The organism is Kiloniella laminariae (genome assembly GCF_027214005.1).
Taxonomy (GTDB): domain Bacteria; phylum Pseudomonadota; class Alphaproteobacteria; order Kiloniellales; family Kiloniellaceae; genus Kiloniella; species Kiloniella laminariae_A.
Map to the genome: position 1 here is coordinate 350101 of NZ_JAPWGY010000003.1, position 25316 is coordinate 375416.

At 52.5% G+C, this 25316-nt stretch carries 18 protein-coding genes; 4 read left to right on the forward strand and 14 right to left on the reverse strand.

Annotation, left to right across the window (positions count from 1 at the left end; genetic code table 11):
• Positions 1-71: 71 nt before the first annotated feature.
• Positions 72-1028: a DMT family transporter gene (locus O4H49_RS10705; RefSeq protein WP_269423421.1), complete on the reverse strand. Its 957-nt coding sequence runs from the start codon at positions 1026-1028 to the stop codon at positions 72-74.
• Positions 1029-1160: 132 nt separating this feature from the next.
• Here O4H49_RS10705 and O4H49_RS10710 point away from each other — a divergent pair, with 132 nt between their 5' ends.
• Both O4H49_RS10710 and typA read left to right on the forward strand, forming a co-directional pair.
• The gene (locus tag O4H49_RS10710) at positions 1161-2174 is read left to right on the forward strand and encodes an adenosine kinase (RefSeq protein ID WP_269423422.1); all 1014 of its coding nucleotides are present in this window, start codon (positions 1161-1163) and stop codon (positions 2172-2174) included.
• Between the two features lie 167 nt (positions 2175-2341).
• Positions 2342-4171 carry a translational GTPase TypA gene (gene typA, locus O4H49_RS10715; protein ID WP_269423423.1) on the forward strand — a complete coding sequence of 610 codons (1830 nt, stop codon included), beginning with the start codon at positions 2342-2344 and terminating at the stop codon, positions 4169-4171.
• 71 nt (positions 4172-4242) lie between these two features.
• Here typA and O4H49_RS10720 read toward each other — a convergent pair whose 3' ends face one another.
• From O4H49_RS10720 to O4H49_RS10730, 3 genes are all read right to left on the reverse strand, one after another.
• Complete coding sequence (locus O4H49_RS10720; protein WP_269423424.1) at positions 4243-7116, reverse strand: DUF2339 domain-containing protein; 2874 nt, start codon at positions 7114-7116, stop codon at positions 4243-4245.
• A gap of 113 nt (positions 7117-7229) precedes the next feature.
• Positions 7230-7763 carry a DUF4269 domain-containing protein gene (locus O4H49_RS10725; protein WP_269423425.1) on the reverse strand — a complete coding sequence of 178 codons (534 nt, stop codon included), beginning with the start codon at positions 7761-7763 and terminating at the stop codon, positions 7230-7232.
• Positions 7741-8673, reverse strand: coding sequence for a phytanoyl-CoA dioxygenase family protein (locus O4H49_RS10730; RefSeq protein WP_269423426.1), 933 nt, complete (start codon positions 8671-8673; stop codon positions 7741-7743). Before O4H49_RS10730 ends, O4H49_RS10725 begins: the two co-directional genes overlap by 23 nt.
• A gap of 130 nt (positions 8674-8803) precedes the next feature.
• Here O4H49_RS10730 and O4H49_RS10735 point away from each other — a divergent pair, with 130 nt between their 5' ends.
• Positions 8804-10333: an AmpG family muropeptide MFS transporter gene (locus tag O4H49_RS10735; RefSeq protein WP_269423427.1), complete on the forward strand. Its 1530-nt coding sequence runs from the start codon at positions 8804-8806 to the stop codon at positions 10331-10333.
• Between the two features lie 33 nt (positions 10334-10366).
• On the opposite strand, the gene O4H49_RS10740 is transcribed toward O4H49_RS10735, so the two are convergent.
• From O4H49_RS10740 to O4H49_RS10785, 10 genes are all read right to left on the reverse strand, one after another.
• Positions 10367-11344, reverse strand: a complete 978-nt coding sequence (locus O4H49_RS10740; RefSeq protein WP_269423428.1) for a tRNA dihydrouridine synthase — start codon at positions 11342-11344, stop codon at positions 10367-10369.
• 178 nt (positions 11345-11522) lie between these two features.
• Complete coding sequence (locus O4H49_RS10745) at positions 11523-12533, reverse strand: trypsin-like serine peptidase (protein WP_269423429.1); 1011 nt, start codon at positions 12531-12533, stop codon at positions 11523-11525.
• Between the two features lie 211 nt (positions 12534-12744).
• Positions 12745-13443, reverse strand: coding sequence for a phosphate regulon transcriptional regulator PhoB (phoB, locus tag O4H49_RS10750; protein WP_033405503.1), 699 nt, complete (start codon positions 13441-13443; stop codon positions 12745-12747).
• A 25-nt stretch (positions 13444-13468) separates the two neighbouring features.
• Positions 13469-14209, reverse strand: coding sequence for a phosphate signaling complex protein PhoU (gene phoU, locus O4H49_RS10755; protein WP_269423430.1), 741 nt, complete (start codon positions 14207-14209; stop codon positions 13469-13471).
• Positions 14210-14219: 10 nt separating this feature from the next.
• Positions 14220-14981: a phosphate ABC transporter ATP-binding protein PstB gene (gene pstB / locus O4H49_RS10760; protein WP_269423431.1), complete on the reverse strand. Its 762-nt coding sequence runs from the start codon at positions 14979-14981 to the stop codon at positions 14220-14222.
• A 62-nt stretch (positions 14982-15043) separates the two neighbouring features.
• Positions 15044-16348: a phosphate ABC transporter permease PstA gene (pstA, locus tag O4H49_RS10765; RefSeq protein ID WP_269423432.1), complete on the reverse strand. Its 1305-nt coding sequence runs from the start codon at positions 16346-16348 to the stop codon at positions 15044-15046.
• Entirely contained in the window at positions 16341-17723 is a 1383-nt protein-coding gene (gene pstC / locus O4H49_RS10770; protein ID WP_269423433.1) for a phosphate ABC transporter permease subunit PstC, read from the reverse strand. Before pstC ends, pstA begins: the two co-directional genes overlap by 8 nt.
• 115 nt (positions 17724-17838) lie before the next feature.
• Positions 17839-18876 carry a PstS family phosphate ABC transporter substrate-binding protein gene (locus tag O4H49_RS10775; protein WP_269423434.1) on the reverse strand — a complete coding sequence of 346 codons (1038 nt, stop codon included), beginning with the start codon at positions 18874-18876 and terminating at the stop codon, positions 17839-17841.
• A gap of 439 nt (positions 18877-19315) precedes the next feature.
• Positions 19316-20779 (reverse strand): ATP-binding protein, encoded by a 1464-nt coding sequence (locus tag O4H49_RS10780; RefSeq protein WP_269423435.1) that lies wholly within the window; start codon positions 20777-20779, stop codon positions 19316-19318.
• Between the two features lie 196 nt (positions 20780-20975).
• Entirely contained in the window at positions 20976-23267 is a 2292-nt protein-coding gene (locus tag O4H49_RS10785) for an NADP-dependent malic enzyme (RefSeq protein WP_269423436.1), read from the reverse strand.
• Between the two features lie 511 nt (positions 23268-23778).
• On the opposite strand from O4H49_RS10785, the gene O4H49_RS10790 reads away from it, so the two are divergent.
• A complete protein-coding gene (locus O4H49_RS10790) occupies positions 23779-25203 on the forward strand; it encodes a sensor histidine kinase (protein WP_269423437.1) in 1425 nt (474 codons plus the stop codon).
• The last annotated feature ends 113 nt before the right edge of the window (positions 25204-25316 follow it).

Sequence of the window (25316 nt, forward strand, 5' to 3'; positions counted from 1 at the left end):
CGGGTTGGCAAATGGAAAGAAAAACGGGTGAGCGTCGTTCTTGAATCTCGGAAGACCATGAGGACAAAAAATCAGGTCGGCAAGGGCAGATTTTTACTTTTCCTTGCAAGACCACGCGCCCGCTCCCGATAAAAGGTGTAGAGGCCGCTGCTGACAACGATCGTCGCCCCAACAATAGTCAAACTGTCCGGCAGATCGCCAAAGACCAGCCAGCCCAGCAGTGTGGCCCAGATCAGAATGGAATAGTTAAAAGGTTGAAGGGTTGCAGCGGTTGCCTTCTGGAAAGCCATGATCATCAGGCAATGCCCACTGGCGTGGAGAAAGCCTGCGCCAAGCAGCCCTGCCAGAGCCCCCGGGCCTGATGGAACAGACCAATAGAAGGGCAAGAGTAGGCTGGTGAGCAACAACGGCACCAGCCCGGTAAAGAGCTGGACGACCCGATAATTGTCGCTTTGGCTGCAAAATCGCAGCAAAATTTGATAAATGGCGAACTGGGCAGCGGCTCCAAGCGGGAGCAAGAGCAGAGGATCAAAACTGTCGGCGCCTGGCCGCAGGATGATCATAACGCCGATAAAACCGACAAACACTGCGGCCCAGCGTCGTGCACCGACGTATTCTCGCAGCCATATGGCTGAAAGAGCGGTGACGATAATGGGGGCAACGGCCCCCACAGCATGAACCGAGGCAATCGGCAGCAGGGTAAAACAGAAGGCAAAACCGAAATCCTGCCATAAAAGAAAAGCGGAACGGAAAATCTGCAGGCCGGGCTTGTTCGGGCGAAAGGTCTTTTTGAGTTCTGTTGCCCCTTCGCGCAGAAGAGTCATCAGAACCACGATCAGGAATACAAAACTGTAGCGGACCCAGAGTATCTGAACCAGAGACTGTTCATCGGCGATATTCTTTAAAACGGCATCTCCGGAAGCAAAGAGCATGGTTGCCGTCACAAGAAAGATGATACCACTCAGAGGAACTGCTGTTGGCTGATTTTGCGATGCCAAGTCAGCCATTACGGGGTGTGGGTCGCGCATAGTCGGAAACTCTCGAAAAGGGACCTGCCCCGGATGCATAGGAGGTCTGCGGCTTTGGACTTGCCCAGAAAACGGAAGTGTCTATACTCCGCGCAAATTCTAGTCCAGCAGAAAGCCTAACGGAAGCCAGTAATGAGCGTGAACGTAAATCAGTCAGAGACTGCCTCTCTCGATGTCGTGGGTATCGGCAATGCCATCGTTGATATTGTTGCCACTGCTGAAGACAACCTGTTGCAAGAGCAGGGAATTATCAAGGGAGCCATGAACCTGATTGATCAGGATCGTGCTGATGCGCTTTATGATGTCATGGGGCCTGCGATCGAACGTTCAGGCGGTTCTGCGGGCAATACCATGGCCGGGATTGCGTCTCTTGGTGGACGTGGCGGTTATATCGGCAAGGTGCGCGATGACCAGTTCGGTCAGGTATTTCGTCATGATATCCGCGCAGCAGGGGTAAAGTATGATACACTTCCTGCCACGGAAGGACCGTCAACGGCCCGCTGCCTGATTTTCGTCACGCCCGATGCAGAGCGTTCGATGAACACCTATCTGGGGGCCTGTGTGAACCTGACAGTGGCTGATATCGATGAAAAGATGATCGCCTCAGCGCAGGTTACCTATATGGAAGGTTATCTCTGGGACCCGGAAGAAGCCAAGAAAGCTTTTATCCTCGCGGCCGAGATTGCGCACGCTGCCGGACGGAAAGTGGCTTTGACCTTGTCAGATTCCTTTTGTGTGGCACGGCATCGTGAATCTTTTCTCGATCTGGTAAAAAACCACGTTGATATCCTTTTTGCCAACGAAGAAGAGACCATGGCGCTGTTCGAAGTGGATAACTTTGATACGGCACTTCAGAAGGTTAGGGCCTGTTGTTCGGTTGCTGCCCTGACCCGCAGCGAGAAGGGTTCTGTCATCTGTTGTGGTGATGAAGTTCACGTGATTGATGCCGAACCGGTTGATCATGTGGTTGACACGACGGGGGCAGGCGACCTATATGCTGCAGGCTTCCTTTTTGGTTACACGAATGGTTACAGTCTTTATGACAGTGGCCGCATCGGCTCCATTGCTGCAGCCGAGGTGATTTCACATTTTGGTGCGCGCCCGGAAAAGTCCCTGGCGACACTGATAGGGGAAAAATTTAAGTAGGTCATTGCACTGTCACAAGACTGCGCTAGAGACCTTGTGGGAATGGTGGTTCTTTGCTCAAGGGCAAGAAGACATTCCTGACCGGAGTTCCGGTCTGACAAGACCAGTGACTGAAGGATAACGCGGGGCGCGGTAGCCCCTCTTTAAAATACATGAGAGAGACAGGCATGAGCACAGCGCTTCGCAATGTGGCGATTATCGCGCACGTTGACCACGGCAAAACCACTCTGGTGGATGAGCTTCTTAAACAGTCCGGATCCTACAGCGCACACCAGCAGGTGTCCGAGCGGGCAATGGACAGCAACGATCTTGAAAAAGAGCGTGGCATTACCATTCTTGCAAAGTGTACATCGGTGACCCGGGGCAATACCCGGATCAACATCGTTGATACACCGGGCCACGCCGATTTCGGTGGTGAAGTCGAGCGTATCCTCTCCATGGTGGATGGGGTTGTTCTGCTGGTTGACGCTGCTGAAGGCCCGATGCCTCAGACCAAGTTCGTGACCTCAAAGGCGCTGGGTTGTGGCCTGAAGCCGATCGTGGTTGTGAACAAGGCGGATAAAGCCGATGCCCGTGCTGAATGGGTTGTCGATCAGGTGTTCGATCTTTTCGTTAACCTGGATGCGACAGAAGACCAGCTGGATTTCCCGGTTCTCTATGCTTCTGCAAAACAGGGCTGGGCCGTAACCGATCTGGCCGACCCACGCGAGAACATGGATTCACTGTTCCAGCTGATCATCGATACCCTGCCCGCACCAAAAGAAATAGCTGATGCGCCTTTCTCCATGCTGGCGACAACCCTTGAAGCAGATAACTTTCTCGGTCGTATCCTGACCGGTCGTATCCACTCGGGTGTAGCCAAGATCAACATGCCTGTGAAAGTGATCACAGCCGCTGGCAAGGTTATTCCAAACTGCCGTCTGTCCAAATTGCTGGCTTTCGACGGTCTGAAGCGTGTGCCGGTTGAAGAAGCCCGCGCTGGTGACATCGTTGCGATTGCCGGTATTCCCGATGCGACGGTTGCAGACACCATCTGTGACGTGTCGATCACCAAGGGCATTGATGCCCAGCCGATTGATCCGCCGACCCTGGCGATGACTTTCTCGGTGAACGATTCTCCGCTGGCGGGTCGCGAAGGTGACAAGGTTACCAGCCGTATGATCCGCGATCGTCTGTTCCGCGAAGCTGAAGGCAACGTGGCCATTCGCATCAAGGAAAGTGAATCCAAGGATTCCTTTGAAGTCGCCGGTCGTGGCGAGCTGCAGCTGGGTGTTCTGATCGAGAACATGCGCCGTGAAGGGTACGAGCTTTCCATTTCCCGTCCCCGTGTGCTGATGCACAAGGACGAATCAGGTCAGCTGATGGAGCCTCTGGAAGAAGTCGTGATCGACGTTGACGAGGAATACTCCGGTGTTGTCGTTGAGAAGATGGCTGAGCGTAAAGGCGAAATGACGGACATGCGCCCCTCTGGCGCTGGCAAGACCCGTATTACCTTCCTGTCGCCGTCACGCGGCCTGATCGGCTATCATGGCGAGTTCCTGACTGATACACGCGGAACCGGCATCATGAACCGTCTGTTCCACAGCTTTGGGGCCTATCGTGGCGCGATTCAGGGCCGCCGTCAGGGTGTTCTGATCTCCAACGGGACAGGCGCTGCTGTTGCCTATGCCATGTGGAACCTCGAAGATCGTGGTGAAATGTTCATCAATCCGGGTGATGCCCTCTACGAAGGCATGATCATTGGTGAGCACAGCCGCAACAACGATCTTGAGGTCAACCCGCTGAAAGCCAAACAGCTGTCCAACGTGCGTGCTTCCGGTAAGGACGAGGCGATCAAGCTGACTCCGCCGCGTATCCGCTCGCTGGAACAGTCCCTGGCCTATATCCAGGATGACGAACTGGTCGAAGTGACGCCAAAATCCATCCGTCTGCGCAAGCAGTTCCTGGTCAGCCACGAGCGCAAGCGTAACTCCCGTAGCCAGGAAGCAATTGGCTAGGTTTCGACTGTAAGTTCAGACCAGTTGATATCGAATTGAAGAAGGGCTGCTCTCGGGCAGCCCTTCTTGCGTCAGGTGGTTTTTTTCGCGGCGGGAGGTTCTTCCTTGCCAATCGGGAAGACAAACCTCTGATAGAGGAAGCCGATGCCGATCAGGCAGAGGCCCAGACCGATGAAGGACGCGACCCGGTAGAGGCCGGAAAGTGCAGCCATATCCCAGAGGAAAACCTTAGCGATGACCAGAAGCACCATGGCGAGGGAGGCATGTCGTACCCTCACAATATCCCGCAGAATACCGATGGCAAGCAACAGTCCGGCATAGACCAGCCAGGCGAGGGAATAGCTGTAACCCTCGGCATTGAGGATATCCGCGGTTGCCATACTGTCGGGATGAAAAGCCCGCCGGACCTCTAGCGTGATATCAAGCAGGACCAACAGCAAGGCGGTACCGCCGAGCCAGGGCATCAAGGGCAGGTGATTCTGGTTCCGGGCCTCACGATAGAGCACGACCGCCAGCAAGCCGGGCAGCAGATAGGCGAGACTGAGCAGGTTGAACAGGGGCCAGTTGCCGACAAATTCGTTGGAGAAGAGCGGGTTATTCGCCAAGACCTGAAACAGCAGGATATTGGCCGCGGCCAGAACCAACAGGATCTTTGATCCCCAGTTGCTGATAAAACGGGGCGTAATGCGGTTGCGGTAATAGAGGAAACAGCCGGTGATCAGCCAGGCAAGGCTCTGCAGGCTCTGTTCAAGCAGGCTGTTGTAAGACGCCAGGATCGAGCCGTCATTGGTTAAATAGCGGATTTCAAGACTGACCAGTGCGACGGTAATGGCCAAAGCTCCTGATTCGAGCAGGGTAATCAGCTGGTCATCCTTTTCGGCCTTGAACAGCCAGGCTGCGGCAGCAAAAGCCAGTGCCGGAATACCAAAGCTGTAGAGCAACCAGAAGGCGTCAACAGCTTCCAGCGGCGTATCCGGTGAGAAGTGATTGAGGGCGGTCAGTCTGATGGCGACGACCAGCGCGATGTAGAAGGCAGCAGGCCGGATATAGGGCAGGCGAATCTGTCCATGAACCCAGGCAGCCGACGGCAAGAGCAGCGCCAGAGCAATGGTCAGGCCGGTTTTTTCCAGGGTAATGGCAAAAGCCATGCCGATGGCGGCGAGCACGGCCAGGGCATAGACTCCGAGGGCGATTTCTGTCGCGGCATTGTCACGGTAAGGCAGCAGTTTTTTAACAGCCAGGGATGCAGCCAGAGCAAGCAGGATCGACAACCCGCTCCAGGCCAAATCAGCGCCCAGGGCGTGCAAGCGAAGATAGACAATCAACAGGGCAAGAAAGGGAACCGCGGCGGAAAGGGCGGCGAAATAGGCGGGTGTTTGCGCGCGCATGACTTTCCAGAAGCCGAGGCCAGCAGCAAGGAGTGCAATGACACCGGACAGGAACAGATAAAACCCCAGCTCGGGTGGAATAAGGGGGCCGATTTCTGTGCCTGCAGCCTGTCCGGCGACAAAGAAGGTTTCGGGTAAATCGATGCTGTCCGGGAAGGGGTGAAAGCCAATGATAGAAAGGGCAACCAGCGCAAGCGGGAGCAACAGGATTTCACAGTGGCGCAATCTGAAAGCCATAAAGCCGATTACGCCGCCAATCAGGAAAAAGGCACTCAGCGCCGGACCGGAATATCCATCCCTGTCAAGCACGAGCAACTGCAGGAACAGGACGGCGCAGGTGGCCACCAGCCCGAGAGTTTTTTCCGGGCTCAGAATGCCTTCGAGATGGAAGGGATGTTTCATACCTGCCGGTGGCTGAAGGAAGTCTTCGTAACGCGGGGCAATGAAGAGGGCGAGCATAAGCAGCTGACTGAGGACCAGTGGATAAAGGTCACCGTTTTCCCAGATGCCAAGTATCCAGGCGGTCTGCCAGAAAGACAGCCCGGCAAGGGTCGACCAGCCCAGCCACCACCAGTTCTGAAAGCGCACAACCGCAAGGGCAGAGGCACTGATGAAGGTGAGGTAACTGAAGAGTGACCAGGCGGAAGCATTGCCTGTCGAGACCAGCAGGGGCAGAACAAAGGCACCCAGCATGCCCATGGCGGCAATAAAAGGCCCCTGCAGCAAGGAAAGCCCGAGACCGGCCAAAGCAACAAGTGTCAGCAGGATAAAGGCGAGAAGCGGCGGAAGAAGGTCATAGAGGCCATAGGCGGCATAGATGCTGCCATAGGTAATGGCCAGCCCAGCGGCGGTCAGGGCGGGTGGCACATGGTTGGGTTGAAGTGCGGCAATGGCCCGCTCAATCGGACGGCGCCTGAGCCATTCACCCCCGAACATCAGGCCGATACCGAGCAGGGTGCTGACAGTCAGGCGGAACCCGGGTGACAACAGCTGGTTCTCAATCGAATACTTGATCAGGAATATTCCGCCGATGATGACGGTGAGGCTGCCGAGCCAGACCAGCCATTGCCGGGTGAAAGCTTCTTCGAAAGATTTCCACGGACTGGTGGGACTGCTCTGGCCTTGGCTTTTGGATGCAGGCGCGGTTTTGGCGGCAAGACTGTGATCAGGGAGAGCGGGATCTCCAGCTGTGGTCTCACCTGTTTCTGATGGGGGCGCAGCAACGTCGGGGTGGATATTTTTGGCAGCGGCCTTTTCAGATACTTCTGGTTCAGATACTTCTGGCTTGTCGGAGGCGGTCTGATCTGGCGGTGGTGTTTTCCCCTTGGTTTTGCTCAAAGTCTGGTTGGATAAACCGGGGTCGGGGATTTTTTCGGTTTTGACAGCTGTTGAAGTGCTTGTCAGTGGCTGAGCAGGCCCTGTTGCGGTTTTTAACTCTCTTTTCAGCCCGGCAACTTCGCGCCGTAACCCCCCGATTTTCACCAGGGCAATGATTCCCAGCAGCGGTCCGCCAAAGACCACTGCAAGACCGAGTAACACCAACAGAATTTCTTCCAAGATTCCCCCCGTAACCGACCCGTGAAAACACGTAAGGCTGGTTAATAAAACGATAAAAGCACGCAATCATAGCCTTTGCAGGAACTGCTCGACAACTATTACATATGACCTGGTTATTTTGGGTAAGAATAAATGCCCCAGAGTTGGCTATCGGAGTAATTTTCCAATTCCAACAGATTGATATAGGGATCACCCTTTATTCCGAGCAGCTGTGCAAAGGCAGGTTCGGTTTTGATGCCGCGCTTTTTTAGGGCGATGACAGATTGCCTGAACGCTGGGCCAAAGAGCGCAAGCAATCGTTTTTCTATGTGAAAATGGCGAACGCCATATTGTTGGTTCAAAGGCTGGTTCTGGATAAAAAACTCCACTTCCCACCCCTGCGCTACAAAGTTGAGGACATGGGTAGTGTAAGGGGGAGAGTGGAAATTTTTCACATGGTAGCCCTGATATTTACCATATTCTGCACAAAGAAGTTGCGACAAGTCGTCGGGATCGTTGGCAAAACAGGCAATATCAATATCACTGTTGTCGATAGCGATACCCAGGGGTGGTGTCCCAATAACGGCATATTCATGAGCTGAAAGAACAGACGAAAGCTCAAGATTATCGAGAACCTGTAGGTAATTAGTCGGCATTATCCGTTTCAAACCCTCTAAAGGGCATATCGGGGCTGCGGGTGAGCCAGTTGTTGTCCGGGTAATGACAGTGCCCGTCGATCAGATGCAGTGTATAGGCTTGCCGGGATTTATCGGACCTGTTGGGACCGCTGAGATGGGGGAGCTGGCCGTGCAGAACTATCAAAGAACCCTGTTTGACATCCAGCGGCACACGGTCTTCTTCAGGCCAGGGACTGTCATCCAGCTTCTTTGTCACCAGCTTGCCTTCCTCATTGCGGTAGTGGCGCTTTTTCAAAGGAGCCTTGTGATGACCGGGGAGCCCCCACATACAGCCGTTTTCAATAGTGGCATCCTCCAGTGCGAACCACAATCCGATACAGGAGTGGGGTTCGGTATAGAGAAAGGTGCTGTCCTGATGGCAGATAACCTCGCCACCGATCCGGGGCTGTTTGAAGATGTACATGGACTGCGACAGCAACGGCCGCACCATGCCGAGGTCACGGGCAATCTGTGCCAGATCCGGATTGCGGGAAAAGGCTGAAAACACCGGGTCAAGATCGTGTTGTCCATGGCCGATCTTGTTGATCGAAAGGGCTTTTGCCTGTTTCAGCTTGCCCTGTTCGTCAAAGGCTTCTTCTTCGAAAAAACACCGGATCTTGTCGCCGGACTGTTCAAAATAGCTGTTGCCTTCGTGACTTTTCTGCGTTGTCGAAAATACGGCACGAAATTCATCAGGATCGAAGGCTTCCACGATTTCTCCGGCGCGCTGCATCAGTTTTTCGCAAGCTTCCCTGCTGACAAAATTCTCCAGCACCAGCACACCTGCATCGGTAAATGCCTGTTGCATCTCTTCGCTAAGCTGCCCCCGTGCAGGAGCAGGAAAGCGGGGTGCTGTGCCAGAGGTTTTGAGGGGGGTGTTTCCGGTTCTGGTTGCGGTCATGGGGAAGCGATCCTGTACAGTAAATTTTATCGTTTGATCAAAATTATACCATCGGTTGATTCCCGGCAAGTGCGCGTGTCCGGACCAAAGGTTTGCTGGTTCCCGTAACTGTAAGCCTGGGGTACAAGGGGTGATTATTTCTGAATTATCACGCAGACATTTTACTGATTGTCCCTTATGCTCAGCGGCTTATGACTGGGCAGGTTACAGAATAAAATTTCTGCCACGTTCTGGCCCTTTTGGTCGGTTGGAATTGATCGGAGTATCAGGGGGGAAAATGAAGTCATCCGAAGAAAAAGCAACGCATAGCTGGAAAGAATCACTGGCGATATACCTGCATCCAAAAGTAATTGGGATGTTGTTCCTCGGCTTTTCAGCTGGGCTACCATTTTTGCTTATTTTCTCTACCCTCAATATATGGCTACGTGAAGCGGAAGTTTCGAGAACCGAGATCGGTTTTTTTGCCTGGGTTGGTATTGCCTTTTCTATCAAGGTGCTCTGGGCACCTTTTGCAGATCACCTTCGGCTTCCGATTCTGGGACGCCTTGGGCGGCGGCGCTCCTGGATGCTGTTGGGGCAAATCGGTGTGATTATTGGTCTTATCGGCATGTCTCTTACTGATCCCGTCATCGATCTTGGGCAGATGGCAATTTTTGCACTTGTTGTGGCGTTTTCCTCTGCAACACAGGATATTGGACTGGATGCTTACCGGATCGAAGCGATTGATCTGGATTATCAGGGAGGGATGGCGGCGAACTATCAACTGGGTTGGCGTATCGGGGCTCTGGTGGCGGGGGCGGGTGCCCTTTACATGGCAGATGAAACCTCTTGGGTACTGACCTATCAGGCGATGGCAATGTTCATGGGGGTTGGTATCCTGACCGTACTTGTTGTCAAAGAGCCGATTGTAGAGACAACAAATAACGGGGCGTATTTGGAATGGGAAGGTAATATTGAAACACGATTTGCCCATCTGAGGGGAGTTCACCTTAAAATTGCTGAAAAGCTTTATGAAACAGTTGGTCGAGCGTTTCTGGAGTTTTTTGCCCGCAATGGCTCATCTGCAATTTTTATACTTATTTTTATCTGTATCTATCGGATCAGTGACATCATTATGGGGAATATGGCCGGGCCTCTTTATGTGGATTTAGGCTATAGCAAAGTCGAAATCGCTGATGTCACGAAAATATTCGGCTTTTTCGCGACGATGGCCGGCGCATACATTGGTGGGATACTCGTGATGCGTATGGGTGTTCTTCGATTGCTGCTTCTTGGTGCAGTTCTTGTCGTAATTACCAACCTGTTTTATGCCTTCCTTGCTCAAGTTGGTTATAATATCACAGTACTGTCTTTTACAGTTGGCACGGATAATTTTACAGCGGGCTTGGCAGGGACCGGGTTTATTGCCTACCTCTCCAGTCTGGTGAACAAGAGTTTTACGGCGACACAATATGGGCTTTTTAGCTCTATTATGACATTGCCGGGTAAGTTTCTTTCTGGATTTTCCGGAGCGCTTGTTGATGAGATTGAATATACAAACTTTTTCATTTATGCCTCGGTGATGGGCATCCCGGCAATTTTGATGGTGTTGTATCTGATGAGGCTGGAGGCCAAAGAAAAAGTAAAACAAACCGATCCTGCCGCCGAGGTGTTTGAATAGATTTACCTTGGCTTGAACTCGGAGCTTCCCGCTTTAGCCCGCTTTTTTCATCGGGGGTGGCGACAGAACAGCCTGAATCAGATCAGGATCAGCCATACTTCTGATCTGATCAAAAAGCTCCTGTGCTTCGGGGTAGTGCTGCTTGAGGAAGACCAGCCACTGTTTCAGGCGTCCGGGGCTGTGTTTGGCGGGGAGCCGTTTGCGAACCTCTTCATAAAAGACCTGAAGGATCGGGAAAAGCTGGTCCCATGTCATGGGGCTGTAGGCCGTGGCACTGTTATGACTGGCAATGACCAGGGCAAGATCTGGCCAGGCGATCAGGCCTCGCCCGATCATGACATCATCACATCCGCTTACTGAACGGCATTTTCGGTAATCTTCGAGCGAACAGATATCGCCATTGGCGATCACCTTGATCTTTACCGCTTCGCGAATGCGCGCGATCCATTCCCAATGGGCCGGGCGGCGATAGCCTTCGAGTTTGGTGCGGGCGTGCACACACACCTCGTTTGCTCCGGCGCTTTCGATGGCGTGGGCATTTTCGAGAGCCAGGGATTTGTCTTCGTAGCCCAGGCGCATTTTTGCTGTCACCGGGATATGCGATGGGACGCTTTCGCGGACAGCTTTGACGACCTTGTGAATGATGTCAGGTTCTTTCAGCAGAACCGACCCGCCCTTGTTTTTGTTTACAGTTTTGGAAGGACAACCAAAATTAAGATCAATGGCCGGTGCGCCAAGTTCAACCGCCAGGAGCGCGGCTTCTGACAGGGTCTCGGGATTGCTGCCGAGCAGCTGGATCGATACCGGAACACCGGAAGCCGTCCGACCCTGATTATGAAGTTCGGGAGCCAGGCGGTGGAGCATCTTGGCAGGCAAGGTCTGATCATTAACCCGTATAAATTCGGTAACACAGCGGTCAATACCGCCGATGGCCGTCAGCAGTTTGCGCATCTGGGGGTCTACGAGCCCTTCCATCGGAGCCAGGATCAATGTCACAGTGGCAGTCTCCATCAACTAAGGTCCGGCAATTGCAGCAGGACGAAACATCGTACGGGCAGATGAGGCCGAGAGGTTTTGTACAGTGGGTTTTGTACAGGCAGACGACGGGAAGAGTCAAAACACGCTTTTGCCAGTCTGCCCTGCAATAAATGCTGGTTATGCCCGATCCTGTAGATCGTCAGGTGAGGGATCAGGACAGGGGGACAGCCTTACGGGTTCTGTTGAGTTCCTGTAGAAGTAAATAGAGCGTTTCCATATCAGCTTCGCCTGTTGTACTGGCCCCCAGAGTGCGCTGCGCACGGGTGAGGGCTTGCGGGTAATCAGCTGAATCACTTTGCAGGTACCCAAGCTCAACCAGAAGTCTCTGTACCGAATTTTCGGGGAGAGGGTTTACATAGAACGCTGTTTTGGGCCGCCAGGGGGCGGCAGGCAGGTTCCAGCTTGCCCGGGTTTGTGGGTCAAGCCCGCTGCCCGGTGTAAGGAAAAGTCCGTTCCTGTCCAGCACCAGCTGGTTTAATCGTCCATCCGTTTGTTTCGGACAGTATGTCTTTGAAGCAGGCGTCTGATTGCAGAGCGGATAGAGGGCCTGTAGATGTTCCCAACCCCGGCGGTATCCGGCCATCATGGTTAGGTCATTGGCAGCAAGATTGTCCTTTACCCCGAGCCAGCCTGTATGATCGCCCAAAGGAGCTTCCAGCCTGATCAGGGCCCAGTTGTTAAGCAGGGAGACCAGGTCATTGCCGGTGGGTACAAAGCCACGGGCAACCTGATAACTGGCTGCAGCGGAGAAAATGGTTGAATCATCGCGTTGATAACCGGCAACGAAGGCCATTTCACGGGGTTGAAACCATCTTCCTTCCACCGCGCTGTACAGGCAGGAAGCTGGTGCAAGAATTTCTGCCTTTCCAACCATAACAGCATTACAAAAATGTCGCCCGGCGACATTCAGACGCCCCAGGGTACTCCAGGGATATTCGCGTGCTTCAAGCTCGGCCCTTGAGCCGTCAGCCAGAAAGCCGGTCGATCTGACACCGGGTGATTCTACAGCTGTTTCTGCTGGTGGCGCTGGTGAGGGAGGCAGGGCCGTTTCTGGTTGTTGATTACTGGCACAAGCGGTGAGGAACAAGGCGATAAGGAAACAAAGTCCCGGCAAAATCAGTTCAGTCAGGCCTGAAGGTATACAGGATTTTTGTTTCTTCATCCTTTTGAGCCTTCCTTTGTCGCAGGGGCTGTGGTGTTGAAAACTGCCGGATCAACAGAATGTCAGGAAGCATGATCACCTGACAAGGCTTTCTCCATTATCTGTTGTGGCTCATTACCTCCTCGTCAAGAAGGGTTTGCCTGCCCAAAAAGCAAACTGGCCGCAGAATATGCGGCCAGAGAACGACGGAAGAAAAAAACATAATGCGAAGTCAGGCGGCCTTGGCTGCCCGATCCAGTGAATAACCAGCAGAGCGCACGGTGCGAATCAGGTCCTGTTCGGTACCCTCGTTCAAAACCTTTCTCAGGCGCCGGATGTGAACATCAACTGTGCGGGGTTCGACATAGACATCATGTCCCCAGACAGAATCGAGCAGCTGTTCGCGACTGAAGACCCGGCCAGGATTCTGCATCAGATGCCGCAACAGCTTGAATTCGGTCGGACCCAGATGGACTTCGCGTTCACCACGGTGAACCTTGTAAGCTGCCAGATCCATATTGATGTCTTCAAAGATCAGGGCTTCGGTTACTGTTTCCGGCTTGCTCCGGCGCATGATGGCCCGAATACGGGCGACCAGTTCGGCAGGGGAAAAAGGTTTGGTCATGTAGTCATCTGCCCCGGAATCCAGACCCCGGATCTTGTCGGTTTCCTCCCCGCGGGCGGTGAGCATGATGATCGGTACATCGCGGGTTTCCTGCAGACGCCGTAACTGGCGGCAGACTTCAATGCCAGAGAGCAGGGGCAGCATCCAGTCGAGCAGAATCAGATCAGGGGTTTCTTCCTTGGCACGGAGAAGGGCTTCTTCACCATCATGGGCTTCGTTGACCCGGAAACCTTCTTTTTCAAGGTTATAACGCAGAAGGGTTGTCAGGGCGACTTCATCTTCGATGATTAAGGCCAGGGGTTTCATGGAAAGATCCTTTGTTTCCATCACGTTAAATTTCTACTTCGCCGTTATCCTCTTCGGCCGAGAGAATCTGGAATGGTGTCCGGTCCCCTTTGGGACGTTTGCCTTCCAGTTTATGCCCGGTCGAGAGATAATAGATCGTTTCGGCGATATTTGTGGCGTGATCGCCCATACGCTCGATATTTTTGGCAATAAACAGCATATGGGTACAGGCTCCGATATTCCGGGGATCTTCCATCATATAGGTGAGAAGTTCCCGGAAAAGAGAGGTGTACATTTCATCGACTTCTTCATCGCGGTGCCAGACATCAATGGCCCGGTCCTTGTCGCTGTGCGAGAAGGCATCGAGGGTGTCTTTGACGATTTCCTGAACCAGTCTGGACATGCGCATGATGCTGGTAACAGACTTTTGCGGCGGCATCTGGTTAATCGCGATACTGCGTTTGGCGATATTCTTGGCATAGTCGCCAATCCGTTCCAGATCCGAGGAGATCTTGAGGGCGGATATAACCGCACGCAGGTCATTGGCCACGGGCTGGCGCAGGGCAATCAGCTGGACAACGGCGGCTTCCAGCTCTTCTTCCAGCGCATCGATCTTGGCGTCTTCAGCGCGGACCATTTCGGCCTTGGCACTGTCCCGCTGAACCAGAGCATCTACGGCTTCGGCCAGCTGGTTTTCCGCCATGCCGCCCATACGGATAATGATTTCGTGAATGGTCCGCAATTCCTTGTCAAAGGAGCGAACGATATGGTCATTCGAGTTCTGCATGATTTTATCCTTACCCGAAACGTCCGGTGATGTAACCCTGGGTGCGCTGGTCTTCCGGGCTGGTGAACAATTTGTCGGTTTCGCCGACTTCGACCAGTTCTCCGAGATGGAAGAAAGCTGTTTTCTGAGAGACTCTTGCGGCCTGCTGCATGGAGTGTGTCACGATTACAATTGTGAAGTTCTCGCGCAACTCGTCAATAAGCTCTTCGATCTTGGCTGTTGCGATCGGATCAAGGGCCGAGCAAGGCTCGTCCATGAGGATGACTTCCGGATTGACAGCGATGGCACGGGCGATGCAAAGGCGCTGTTGCTGCCCGCCAGACAGGCCGGTTCCAGGTGAATCCAGCCGGTCTTTGACCTCTTCCCACAGCCCTGCACGTCGCAGACTTGACTCGACTGTTGCTTCCAGTTCGTCCTTGCCGCTGGCAATACCGTGCAAACGGGGACCATAGGCGATGTTATCATAGATTGATTTTGGAAAGGGGTTGGGTTTTTGGAAAACCATGCCGACCCTGGCCCTGAGCAGAACCGGATCAAGCCCGGAGTTATAGATATCGATCCCTTCCAGAGTGATCCGGCCTTCAACCCGGCAGCTCTCGATCACATCGTTCATACGATTGATACAGCGAAGAAAAGTGGACTTTCCGCAGCCGGACGGACCAATCAGAGCTGTTACCTCGTTTGCGGCGATATCCAGCTCAATTGATTTGAGGGCCTGACTCTGTCCGTAGTAGACATTGACATCACGGGCGATAATCTTGGGCTCAGCCATAGCGGCTTTCTCCCGTGTTTTGAAGTTTTGCATATCCATTGCGTCGGGCATCCTGTTTTCTCTTACCAGCGTCGTTCAAAACGTTTGCGTAACAGTACAGCAATCGCATTCATCACAACCAGAAAGGCCAGCAAAACCATGATGGCTGCTGAGGTTTTTTCTACAAAGCCGCGCTCTGGACTGTCTGCCCAGAGAAAAATCTGTACCGGCAATACTGTGGCAGCGTCATTAATACTGCCGGGAATGTCAGCGATAAAGGCGACCATGCCGATCATCAGCAGCGGGGCTGTCTCTCCCAGAGCCTGGGCCATGCCAAGAATGGTTCCGGTCAGTATACCGGGCATGGCAAGGGGAAAGACATGATGAAAGACGGTCTGCATGCGCGACGCGCCCATCCCGAGGGCGGCTTCGCGGATGGAAGGCGGGACCGCCTTCAATGCCGCACGGGAAGCAATGATGATTGTCGGTAAAGTCATCAGAGCCAGTACCATGCCACCAACTAGTGGGGCAGAACGGGGCAAACCGAAGAAATTCAGGAAAATCGCCAGACCAAGCAAGCCGAAAACAATTGAAGGTACGGCTGCCAGATTGTTGATGTTTACCTCAATAATATCTGTCCAGCGGTTGCGCGGGGCGAATTCCTCGAGGTAAATCGCGGTCAGCACACCTATGGGAAAGCAGAGCGCAAGAGTGATGGCCAGTGTGTAGAGCGATCCGATAACGGCCCCGAGAATGCCGGCTTCTTCGGGTTCACGGGAATCTGCGTGAGTGAAGAAATCGATATTGAATTTTTTAATGACCCGGTCATCGGCCTCGAGGGTATCAAGCCAGCCCAGTTCCTGATCCTTGATCTTGCGATCAGACTGGGGAACGTCCCGGGGAATAAAACCCTTGATGTAGCTGTCTACATCGTCAGATGCCTTGACGGCAATCGTCGCGGTCGTGCCGACCAGCTTTGGGTTTTCGAGTACGGCATTCCGTAAATCGTATTCGGCAGCACTGCCAACCAGCCCGTAGAGGGATCGTTTTTCGTTGCGGCTTTCTGCTTCTGGAAACTGTTCTTTCAAAGCATCGCGCAGGATCCCGCGATAGCTGGCAGCGGCAAGATCTTCCTGCCGACCGGTTCCCTTCGGATCAATCGTGGCCTGATCAAGCCGGACATCAAGCAGGATATAGGTTTGTTCAAAGGCAGTGTAGCCCTTGGAAACAATCGAGGTAAGTAACAAACCTAGGACCAGCACAGCAGTCAGAACAGCTGCCAGTCCATACAGCTTGAATCGGGTTTCCGCAGCGTTACGCTTTTTGAGTAACGCCTTGTCAATTTCCAGGGGAGGGTTCAATTCCATTGGTACAGGGCTATCAGTCATATTTTTCACGATATTTACGCACCACTTTCAAAGCCACGATGTTCATGGCGAGGGTAACGATGAAGAGCAGGAGACCCAGAGCAAAGGCCGCGAGCGTTTTGGCACTGTCAAATTCCTGATCTCCGACCAGCAGGGTGACAATCTGTACCGTCACGGTTGTAACAGCTTCCAGTGGATTGGCGGTCAGGTTGGCTGCCAGACCGGCAGCCATAACCACAATCATCGTTTCGCCAATAGCCCGGCTCATGGCCAGCAAGACAGCGCCGACGATACCAGGCAAGGCAGCGGGAAGAATAACCTTGGTAATGGTTTCCGACTTTGTTGCCCCCATGGCGTAAGAGGCGTCACGCAGAGACTGCGGTACCGAATTCATGACATCATCAGACAGGGAAGAGATAAAGGGAATGATCATGATTCCCATAACCATTCCGGCAGCGAGTGCAGATTCGGAGGAAACATCGAGACCGAAAAATTCCCCACTATTGCGGAAAAAAGGGGCAACTGTCAGGGCGGCAAAGAAGCCATAGACCACAGTTGGAATCCCGGCGAGAATTTCGAGCAGGGGTTTGGCAAAGGCCCGGAATTTTTTACCGGCATATTCAGACATATAGATTGCAGACATCAGGCCAACGGGAACTGCTACGACCATGGAGATAAAGGTGATCAGCATTGTCCCGGCGAAAAGAGGTACAGCGCCGAAAGAGCCTGAACCGCCGACTTGGTCAGTTCTAAGAGCCGTTTGAGGGCTCCAGTGCAAACCAAAGAGAAATTCGGTAAGCGGGACCTTGTTGAAAAAACGCAGGGTTTCAAAAATCAGGGAGAAAACAATACCGACTGTCGTCAGGATGGCGATTGTCGAGCAGGCCATCATCACAACCGAAATGATTTTCTCGACCTTGTTCCGCGCCCGTAAATCAGGGCTGATGGATTTCAGACTGCTGAAAAGCCCGCCAAGAGACAGGCTGATGGCCACCACTGCCATTGCGAAATAGCTGATCTGGCGGAAGAAGATATAGCTGTCAGTTGCGGCTTGCAGGTCATTATTGACTTCACGACTGATAATACCACCAGAAGCCAGATTGATGACGTCATTTACATAGAGAGTGATCTGGTCAGATGTGAGATTCTGGTTTGATGCACTCAGCTTTGAGGAGACAATGGCTTCTGCGATCGCGGGTTCAAAAGCCATCCATCCCGCCATCAACAGCAAACTGGGCAGCCCACACCAGATCGCGGTGTAGAGCCCGTAATAGGGGAGGCGGGAATGTAAGGGGTGGTAGGCGTGACCAGAAAGAGCAACCGCCCGGCCCTTTCCCAGAATGTATCCGAGAATGATCAGGAATATCAGCGCGAAGAAGAGAGCTAGCTGTTCCATACTATTTTTTTACCCGTCTTCATCCCCGTCAGGGAAATCATAGAATCAGTTTATTCTATCAGAAACTGGCGGTCTGTTACCAAACCGCCAGTTCTTCAAGATAGCTTCCGTGTGATTACATACTCAGCTGCTCAAGCCCCTGAGCGGCGTTGCCGATAATGTCACGTTCTTTGGCAGGCAAGGGGATCAAACCCTTGTCAGCCAGGTAACCTTCATCACCCCATGCATCTTCGCTTGTGAAGGCTTTCACAAATTCAGCGATGCCAGGTACGGAACCAACATGCTCTTTCTTTACGTAAAAGTAGAGGGAGCGGGAAACGCCGTAATCGCCTGAGGCAATGTTATCAAAGGTCGGTTCGGTCTGTTCGATGATTGAACCCTGGATCTTGTCGGCATTCTGGTCAAGAAAGCTGAAACCGAAGATGCCGAGGGCTTTCGGGTTTGCTTCCAGCTTCTGGATGATCAGATTGTCATTTTCGCCAGCTTCGATGTACGCGCCGTCTTCACGAATGGTGTGTGCAACTGCGGCAAAGGCTTTCTTGTCGCTTTTGCGCAGGTCAGCAAGGCTGTCAAATTTCTTGGCGCCGCCTTCCATGGCCAGCTCGACAAATGCGTCACGGGTACCGGATGTTGGCGGTGGGCCGAGAACCTCAATTTTTGAATCTGGCAGGCTTGGATCGATGTCGCTCCATTTCTGATAGGGATTATCGACCAGTTTGCCATCAACAGGAACCTGCTTGGCCAGCGCCATGAAGACCTGCTGCAGAGTCAGCTCAAAACGCTCACTCGCTTTAGAGTTGGCCAGAACAATACCATCAAAACCGATTTTTACTTCTGTGATCGAAACACCGTTCTTGGTGCAATCTTCATATTCGGAAGATTTGATACGGCGGGAGGCGTTGGTGATATCGGGATGTTCAACACCAACACCGGCACAGAAAAGCTTCATGCCGCCACCGGAACCGGTGCTTTCAACAACAGGTGTCTTGAAGCCAGTTGTCTTGCCGAAGGTTTCAGCAACGGTTGTTGAAAATGGGAAAACAGTAGAAGAGCCGACAATGCGGATCTGGTCGCGTGCCTGGGCCGCGCCAGCGATTGCTACCATCATGCCAGCCAGGGCTGTCGCAGTGAGAACTTTTTTGATCACGTTCATATCTCCGCTTTATAGCGTTTGTATAATCTCTACTACGCACTTTCCCGGTTTTCCGGGGTCCTCATGCCGCAACACTTTTTCGTTTTGCGAGGTCATGCGCTGTCGATCATTCGACGAGGCAAACATAGCTTCCTCAGACGATAGTTCTGTGACTCATCCGTGACACTTTTGTTACCCTGATTTTGGTTGATATGGTGTGCTCAGGCAAGAAAAATAAATCACAAGCTATTGATATATAATAGTATCGTGAAGAATCAAACGGATGATGAACAAGGGAAAGTTCATCGGGCTTCATATGAAGCTTTTGTGAAGCCGACGCAATGTTGCCTTTTCTTTAAGAAAGCCTTCACCCTTGAGTTGGTCCGGCAAACCCTTGATCAAAGGGTGGGGGAACTGTGCCGTATCTTACAGGGAAACCCGTAAGATATCCCGTAAGTTATCAGGCGAGGTTCGAACTTTCCCATGCTGGCAGGTTCATTTCGCTCACTGCGGCTTTGGGAAGGTAGACTGTAAAGGTTGATCCCCGGCCCACTTCGCTGTCGATGGTGAGCACCCCCCGATGTCGATTGACAATATGTTTCACGATCGCCAGCCCCAGACCGGTCCCGCCAAGTTCACGGGAACGCGCGGCATCTACCCGATAGAAGCGTTCGGTCAGGCGGGGGATATGTTCGCGCGGAATGCCATCTCCCTGATCAATGATTGCGATGGCAACAGAGGGGCGACCCAGTCTTCGCATGCCCTGGCTTCCAGGCCCGTAAGCTTTGCAGCGGATGGTGACAGTCGTGCCCTTGTGACCGTATTTTATGGCATTTTCGAGGAGGTTCTGGAACAGCTGAGTCAAGGATTCTGCGTCTCCCAGAACCGGAATACTGTCCTGCAAGTCGGGACTCAGATCCTTTCTTATGGTGATCTGCTTGTTTTGAATCTGGGTATGCAGGCCTTCGGTAATCTTGGTTATAATAATGTTCAGGTCCGTGACCCCGGTAGGGGGCGTATGTTCGAGCAGTTCAATACGCGAGAGAGATAACAGATCCGAAACAAGATGGGACATGCGTTCGGATTGATCCTGCATGATGTTGAGGAATCTTTGTTGGGCTTCGGGATCATCTTTTGCAGGCCCCTTAAGGGTTTCAATGAAGCCCATGAGACTGGCGAGAGGCGTTTTGAGTTCGTGGCTGGCGTTGGCGATAAAGTCGCCGCGCATCTGGTCAACCTTTTTGGCCGCTGTCTGGTCGTGCAGGCTGATGATCACACGGGTGCCGTCCCAGGTCTGTTCGCTCATACGGGCGATACGGGCCAGCATATAACGTTCCACGCGTCCATGGATTTTGAATTCGACAAAACGCGAGATGTCTTCATTACTGTTTTCCACAGTATCGACTGCGTTGAGTATACTTGGATTGCGCAGAATCGTCGACAGCTCCCGCCCGGTAATATTGTTCCCAAAAATGGTCTGGGCAGCGGGATTCCCCCGGATAATCTGTCGTTTTTTTCCGAGCATGATCAGGGGATCCGGCAGGGAGGAAAGGATGGCCTCGTTACCCTCGGTCACGGCTTCGAGCTGACGTCTGTATTGCTGGCGTTCCTGGGCCATGCGAGAGAGTGAGAGGTTCAGTTCGGGATAGAGGAAACTCCCGGCTGCGGAAGGAATACCTGGCAGAGGGTCTTTGCCCTTGAGCTGGCGAAGAGCTGTTATGTACTCTTTGAGTTTTTCAACATGGCTATAGTGGCTGCTCAGAATATACCCTGTGCCAAGCAGGATGATTACACCAGCCCCCAGCGCGGCCTGCCACACGATAAGGTGCAGGATAACCAGCAGAAATAACACGGCAATTCCGGGGGAGGTCAGAATCAGCGATGAAGTGAAAAGTCTGCTGTATTTTTCCTGTCGTTGTGGCATGGCGACCCAATAGTTTTCAGGTGTTGCAGGAAGGGTACCTCCCTGATGGTGCCCTATACTTAACCTGCCTTCATGACAGTTTGAAGAAGGTTTTGAAGTTTATTATATTTCAATGGCTTCCGGCGTTGAAACCGGAAGCCATTGTGATGGTCGCATGTCGTGTTACAGAAATAATTATCCCTGTTTTTGATCTGCCCTAGAGGAAAGGCTCATCCATTTCATTGGTCGAGGCCTCATAGGCACCAAGAGCGGCCATTGTCACCAGATCTGTTACCGTCGCCCCCATCGGGACGATCTGTACGGGTTTTTCAAGTCCCACCAGAATGGGGCCGATCACAGCGGTACCCCCGCCTGCTTTCTGTATCAGCTTGGTCGTGATGTTGGCTGAATGCAGGGCGGGCATAATGAGAATATTCGCCGGGCCTGTCAGGCGAGAGAAGGGAAATAGCCTTTTCTGCAAGTCAAAATCCAAAGCCAGGTTTGCCTGCATCTCGCCTTCGTATTCAAAGCTCACGTTCATGGTATCAAGCACGGAAACAGCCCGTCTGATCCGGGTTGTGGTATCCCGGGTCGGATTGCCAAAATTGGAGAAACTCAGAAAAGCAACACGGGGTTCATATCCCATAGACTGGACATGAGAGGCCGCCTGAACCGCTATGTCCGCCAGCTGTTCAGAGGTTGGAACCTCATTGACGGAGGTGTCGGCAACAAAAATAGCCCGCCCGTCAATAATCATCATCGACATGCCCATGGCGCGTTTGCCCGGCTTGCAATTGATGGCCTGCATCGCATCTTCCAGCGAGACGGCAAAGCTACGGGTCAGACCTGTGACCATGGCATCGGCGACACCATGGGTCAGCAGACAGGCGGCGAAGATGTTCCGGTTCTGGTTAACCATACGCTGACAGTCGCGATAGAGCATTCCCCGGCGCTGCATACGTTCATAGACATAGTCAGTATAACGTTCACGCTGTTCGGAATTTGTCGCGTTGTGGATCTCGATAAAGTCACCATTGATGCCAAGGTTTTTCATGGTGCTTTTGATCAGCTTTTCCCGACCAACCAACAGAGGCGTTCCGTATCCTGCATTGTAAAAGGACACGGCGGCACGGATGGCGGATTCTTCCTCGCCCTCGGCAAAAACGACACGTTTCGGGTGGCTTTTGACCTTCTGGGCTATCCGCATGAACGTTGTTGCGGCGGGATCGAGCCGGGCCGAAAGCTCACGTTCGTAAGCTTCAAAATCTTCGATGTCCTTGCGCGCAACGCCACTTTCCATTGCCGCTTTGGCAACAGCGCAGGGGATCACGGTAATCAGGCGCGGGTCAAAAGGGGCCGGAATGATATAGTCGCGACCATAGCGCATCTGGCGTCCGGCATAGGCTTTTCCAACCTCGTCGGGAACATCTTCCCGGGCCAGTTCTGCCAGGGCCATAGCCGCAGCCACCTTCATGCTCATGTTGATGCTTGAAGCACGCACATCAAGGGCACCCCGGAAGATATAGGGGAAGCCCAAGACGTTGTTTACCTGGTTGGGGTAATCCGAGCGCCCGGTTGCAACGATGGCATCGTCCCGCACGGAGGCAACCTCTTCCGGTGTAATCTCGGGATCCGGGTTGGCCATGGCAAAGATAATCGGGTTGGGGGCCATGCTCTTGACCATTTCGGATGTCAGTGCCCCTTTGATCGAAAGTCCAAAAACCACATCGGCATTTTTCATCGCATCTTCGAGGCTGCGGTCATCAGTTGGAACCGCATGGGCAGACTTCCACTGGTTCATGCCATCCTGTCGGCCCTGGTAGATAACACCGCGAGTATCGCAAAGCAGAATATTTTCGTGGGGAACACCAAGTGCTTTTACCAGCTCGGTACAGGCGATTCCGGCAGAACCCGCGCCGTTAACGACCATCTTGATTTTCTTGATATCCTTACCCGTCAGGTCGAGGGCATTGATCAGGCCAGCTGCGGCGATGATGGCCGTCCCGTGCTGATCATCGTGGAAAACCGGGATGTCGAGCAGTTCCTGCAGGCGCTGTTCAATAATAAAACATTCAGGGGCCTTGATATCTTCAAGATTGATGCCGCCGAATGTCTTGCCGAGGAAGCGTACACAATTGACAAATTCATCCACGTTTTCTGTATCGACTTCAAGGTCTATCCCGTCAACATCGGCAAAACGTTTGAAGAGAACCGCCTTTCCTTCCATCACGGGTTTAGAACCCAGCGCCCCAAGGTTACCCAGTCCCAGAACAGCGGTACCATTTGAGATAACGGCAACGAGGTTGCCTTTGGCGGTGTAGTCGTAAGCGGCAGCAGGGTCTTCCGCAATCCTGAGACAGGGGACGGCCACGCCGGGCGAATAGGCCAGGGCGAGATCCCGTTGTGTTGTCAGAGGTTTTGTGGCTCGTATTTCCAGTTTACCCGGTCGGCCTGAGGAATGAAGTTCCAGCGCTTCTGCGTCGGTAATCCGGGAATTGTGCTTGGGCACGGGTAGGTCTCCGCTTTTTTATATCTGAGGGTCGGTGTCTTAGGGTTAAGGTCTAGGTGAGGCGAACCTTATGGTGGCTCTTGGCTGTATATTGCATTGCGACAAAGTTCTTGGGAAGGAAAATTGTACAATAATGTCGGAAAGTGCGTTGGATGGACTAATATAATTAGGCAGTTATCCGTCAGTCAGAGGATGGCAGGGGAAAGCGCGTCACCTGTTTTAAGGTACTCTTCGCGCGGCACTGCAAGCCTCGGCCAGCAGGATTTTGCTGGAAAGAATAATCAAGTCGCGGAATTTTCCCGCTATATTCACTTCCTGACTGCGGGGTGTCCTTGAATAATTTAAAAATCCTCAATCGTTATTTCCTCTGTATCATGCGCGGTTATTATCAATTTCTTTGTTTTTTCCGATGCAAAATACCCAGAGCTGACGCATTATGACTTAATTCTTGATGCAAAATATATCCTAATTTCCAGAGACAGATCGGTTCGTTCATCCGTGAAATATACATATGCTGAAACCCGTTAAGACCATTAACGCCAAGCTGTTGTTTCTGATTGTGCCGGCCGTCTTACTGGTTTCGCTATTTCAGAACATGGTGGACAGTTATCTTGATTATCAAGATGATCAGGAGATGATTGCCACTCAGTGGCAAAATCTGGCGACGACACAGGCCAATGTGGTTTCGGGGTATCTCTGGAATTTTGATATTGAAGCGATCCAGTCTCATCTTGATAGTCTGGTTGAATTCAACGAGGTCTATAGCGCGGAAGTTTATGACGAAAAGCAGAGTCTGGTTTCAGGCTCGGGCGAAATGGAGATCGATGGTCCGGCGTACAGGGTTATCACCTTGGACATCGTCTACAAGGATCCGTTTGTAAACCGGAAGATTGGGCAGTTTGTTCTGGTAATTGCCCACACGGATATTCCGACCCTTCTGCTGAATAATCTGCTGCAAGAGCTTCCGGAAACCATTCTGATGGTTCTTGCTCTGACGGGCATTATTGTTCTGGCGAATCACAAATTTGTTTTCAAGCCATTGCGAGAGCTAAATCAGGGTTTCTCGACTTTTGATCAACTGTTGTTACGCCACAAGATACCGATCAGCTCTGAAGACGAGGTGGGGGAGTTGATTGATGGCTATAACCGGATGATCGAGAAGCTGGAACAGCATGAGAAGCAGCAGTTGCTCTATGTTCAGGGGCTGGAGGCAGCTAATCGGGCCAAAACCGATTTTCTGGCAAATATGAGTCACGAACTAAGGACGCCTCTCAACGCGATTATCGGCTTCTCCGAGATGATCAAATTTGAGATGCTTGGGAAGCTGGATGAACCCAAATACCGTGATTACGCCGAAGATATCTATAGCAGTGGTACTTTGTTGCTGGAGATCATCAATGATATCCTCGACATGTCCAAAATCGAGGCTGGGGAAGTTCATCTGAATGAAGAGATTATTGATCTGCGCGAAGTGATTCAATCTTGTTGCCGCATCATCAATGGTCGCGCAGAGCGCAACAAGATTACGATCGGGACCAGATTCCAGCCAGATTGCCCTTATCTCTATTGCGACAATACCCGTGTACGGCAGGTACTGCTTAACCTTTTGAGCAACGCAATCAAATTTACCCCTTCTGATGGCAAGATAGAGATTCAGGTGGGTGTATCGCCCGAGCAACAGCTGGAAATTGTGGTTGCAGATAACGGCATCGGAATCCCGGAAGAAAAGATTACCGAAGTTCTCAAACCCTTTATACAGGTGGACAGTCACCTGACCCGTCAGCATGAGGGAACCGGCCTTGGACTGCCTCTGTCAAAAACGCTTATGGAACTTCATGGCGGCAGCCTCTTGCTTGAAAGCAAGTTAGATGAAGGAACCCGGGTCATCATGGTTTTTCCAACTGAACGGATAAGAAAGACTGTGATTATCGAATAATAAAGGAAGCGGTGGGTTTCCAGCTGTGAGCCAGCCCAAACCCGGACAGGCTTTCTGCTAAAGATTCCCTTTTTCACGGACTTTGCTCGACCAGATGACTGTGCTAACTTCCA

What these genes read in the sequence shown, in the direction of transcription:
- O4H49_RS10740 (WP_269423428.1), bottom strand. Translation starts at nt 11,344, where the DNA reads ATGGAGACTGCCACTGTGACATTGATCCTGGCTCCGATGGAAGGGCTC.
- pstC (WP_269423433.1), bottom strand. Translation starts at nt 17,723, where the DNA reads ATGGAACAGCTAGCTCTCTTCTTCGCGCTGATATTCCTGATCATTCTC.
- O4H49_RS10710 (WP_269423422.1), top strand. Translation starts at nt 1,161, where the DNA reads ATGAGCGTGAACGTAAATCAGTCAGAGACTGCCTCTCTCGATGTCGTG.
- O4H49_RS10790 (WP_269423437.1), top strand. Translation starts at nt 23,779, where the DNA reads ATGCTGAAACCCGTTAAGACCATTAACGCCAAGCTGTTGTTTCTGATT.
- pstB (WP_269423431.1), bottom strand. Translation starts at nt 14,981, where the DNA reads ATGGCTGAGCCCAAGATTATCGCCCGTGATGTCAATGTCTACTACGGA.
- typA (WP_269423423.1), top strand. Translation starts at nt 2,342, where the DNA reads ATGAGCACAGCGCTTCGCAATGTGGCGATTATCGCGCACGTTGACCAC.
- O4H49_RS10745 (WP_269423429.1), bottom strand. Translation starts at nt 12,533, where the DNA reads ATGAAGAAACAAAAATCCTGTATACCTTCAGGCCTGACTGAACTGATT.
- O4H49_RS10775 (WP_269423434.1), bottom strand. Translation starts at nt 18,876, where the DNA reads ATGAACGTGATCAAAAAAGTTCTCACTGCGACAGCCCTGGCTGGCATG.
- phoU (WP_269423430.1), bottom strand. Translation starts at nt 14,209, where the DNA reads ATGCAGAACTCGAATGACCATATCGTTCGCTCCTTTGACAAGGAATTG.
- phoB (WP_033405503.1), bottom strand. Translation starts at nt 13,443, where the DNA reads ATGAAACCCCTGGCCTTAATCATCGAAGATGAAGTCGCCCTGACAACC.
- pstA (WP_269423432.1), bottom strand. Translation starts at nt 16,348, where the DNA reads ATGACTGATAGCCCTGTACCAATGGAATTGAACCCTCCCCTGGAAATT.
- O4H49_RS10730 (WP_269423426.1), bottom strand. Translation starts at nt 8,673, where the DNA reads ATGACCGCAACCAGAACCGGAAACACCCCCCTCAAAACCTCTGGCACA.
- O4H49_RS10705 (WP_269423421.1), bottom strand. Translation starts at nt 1,028, where the DNA reads ATGCGCGACCCACACCCCGTAATGGCTGACTTGGCATCGCAAAATCAG.
- O4H49_RS10780 (WP_269423435.1), bottom strand. Translation starts at nt 20,779, where the DNA reads ATGCCACAACGACAGGAAAAATACAGCAGACTTTTCACTTCATCGCTG.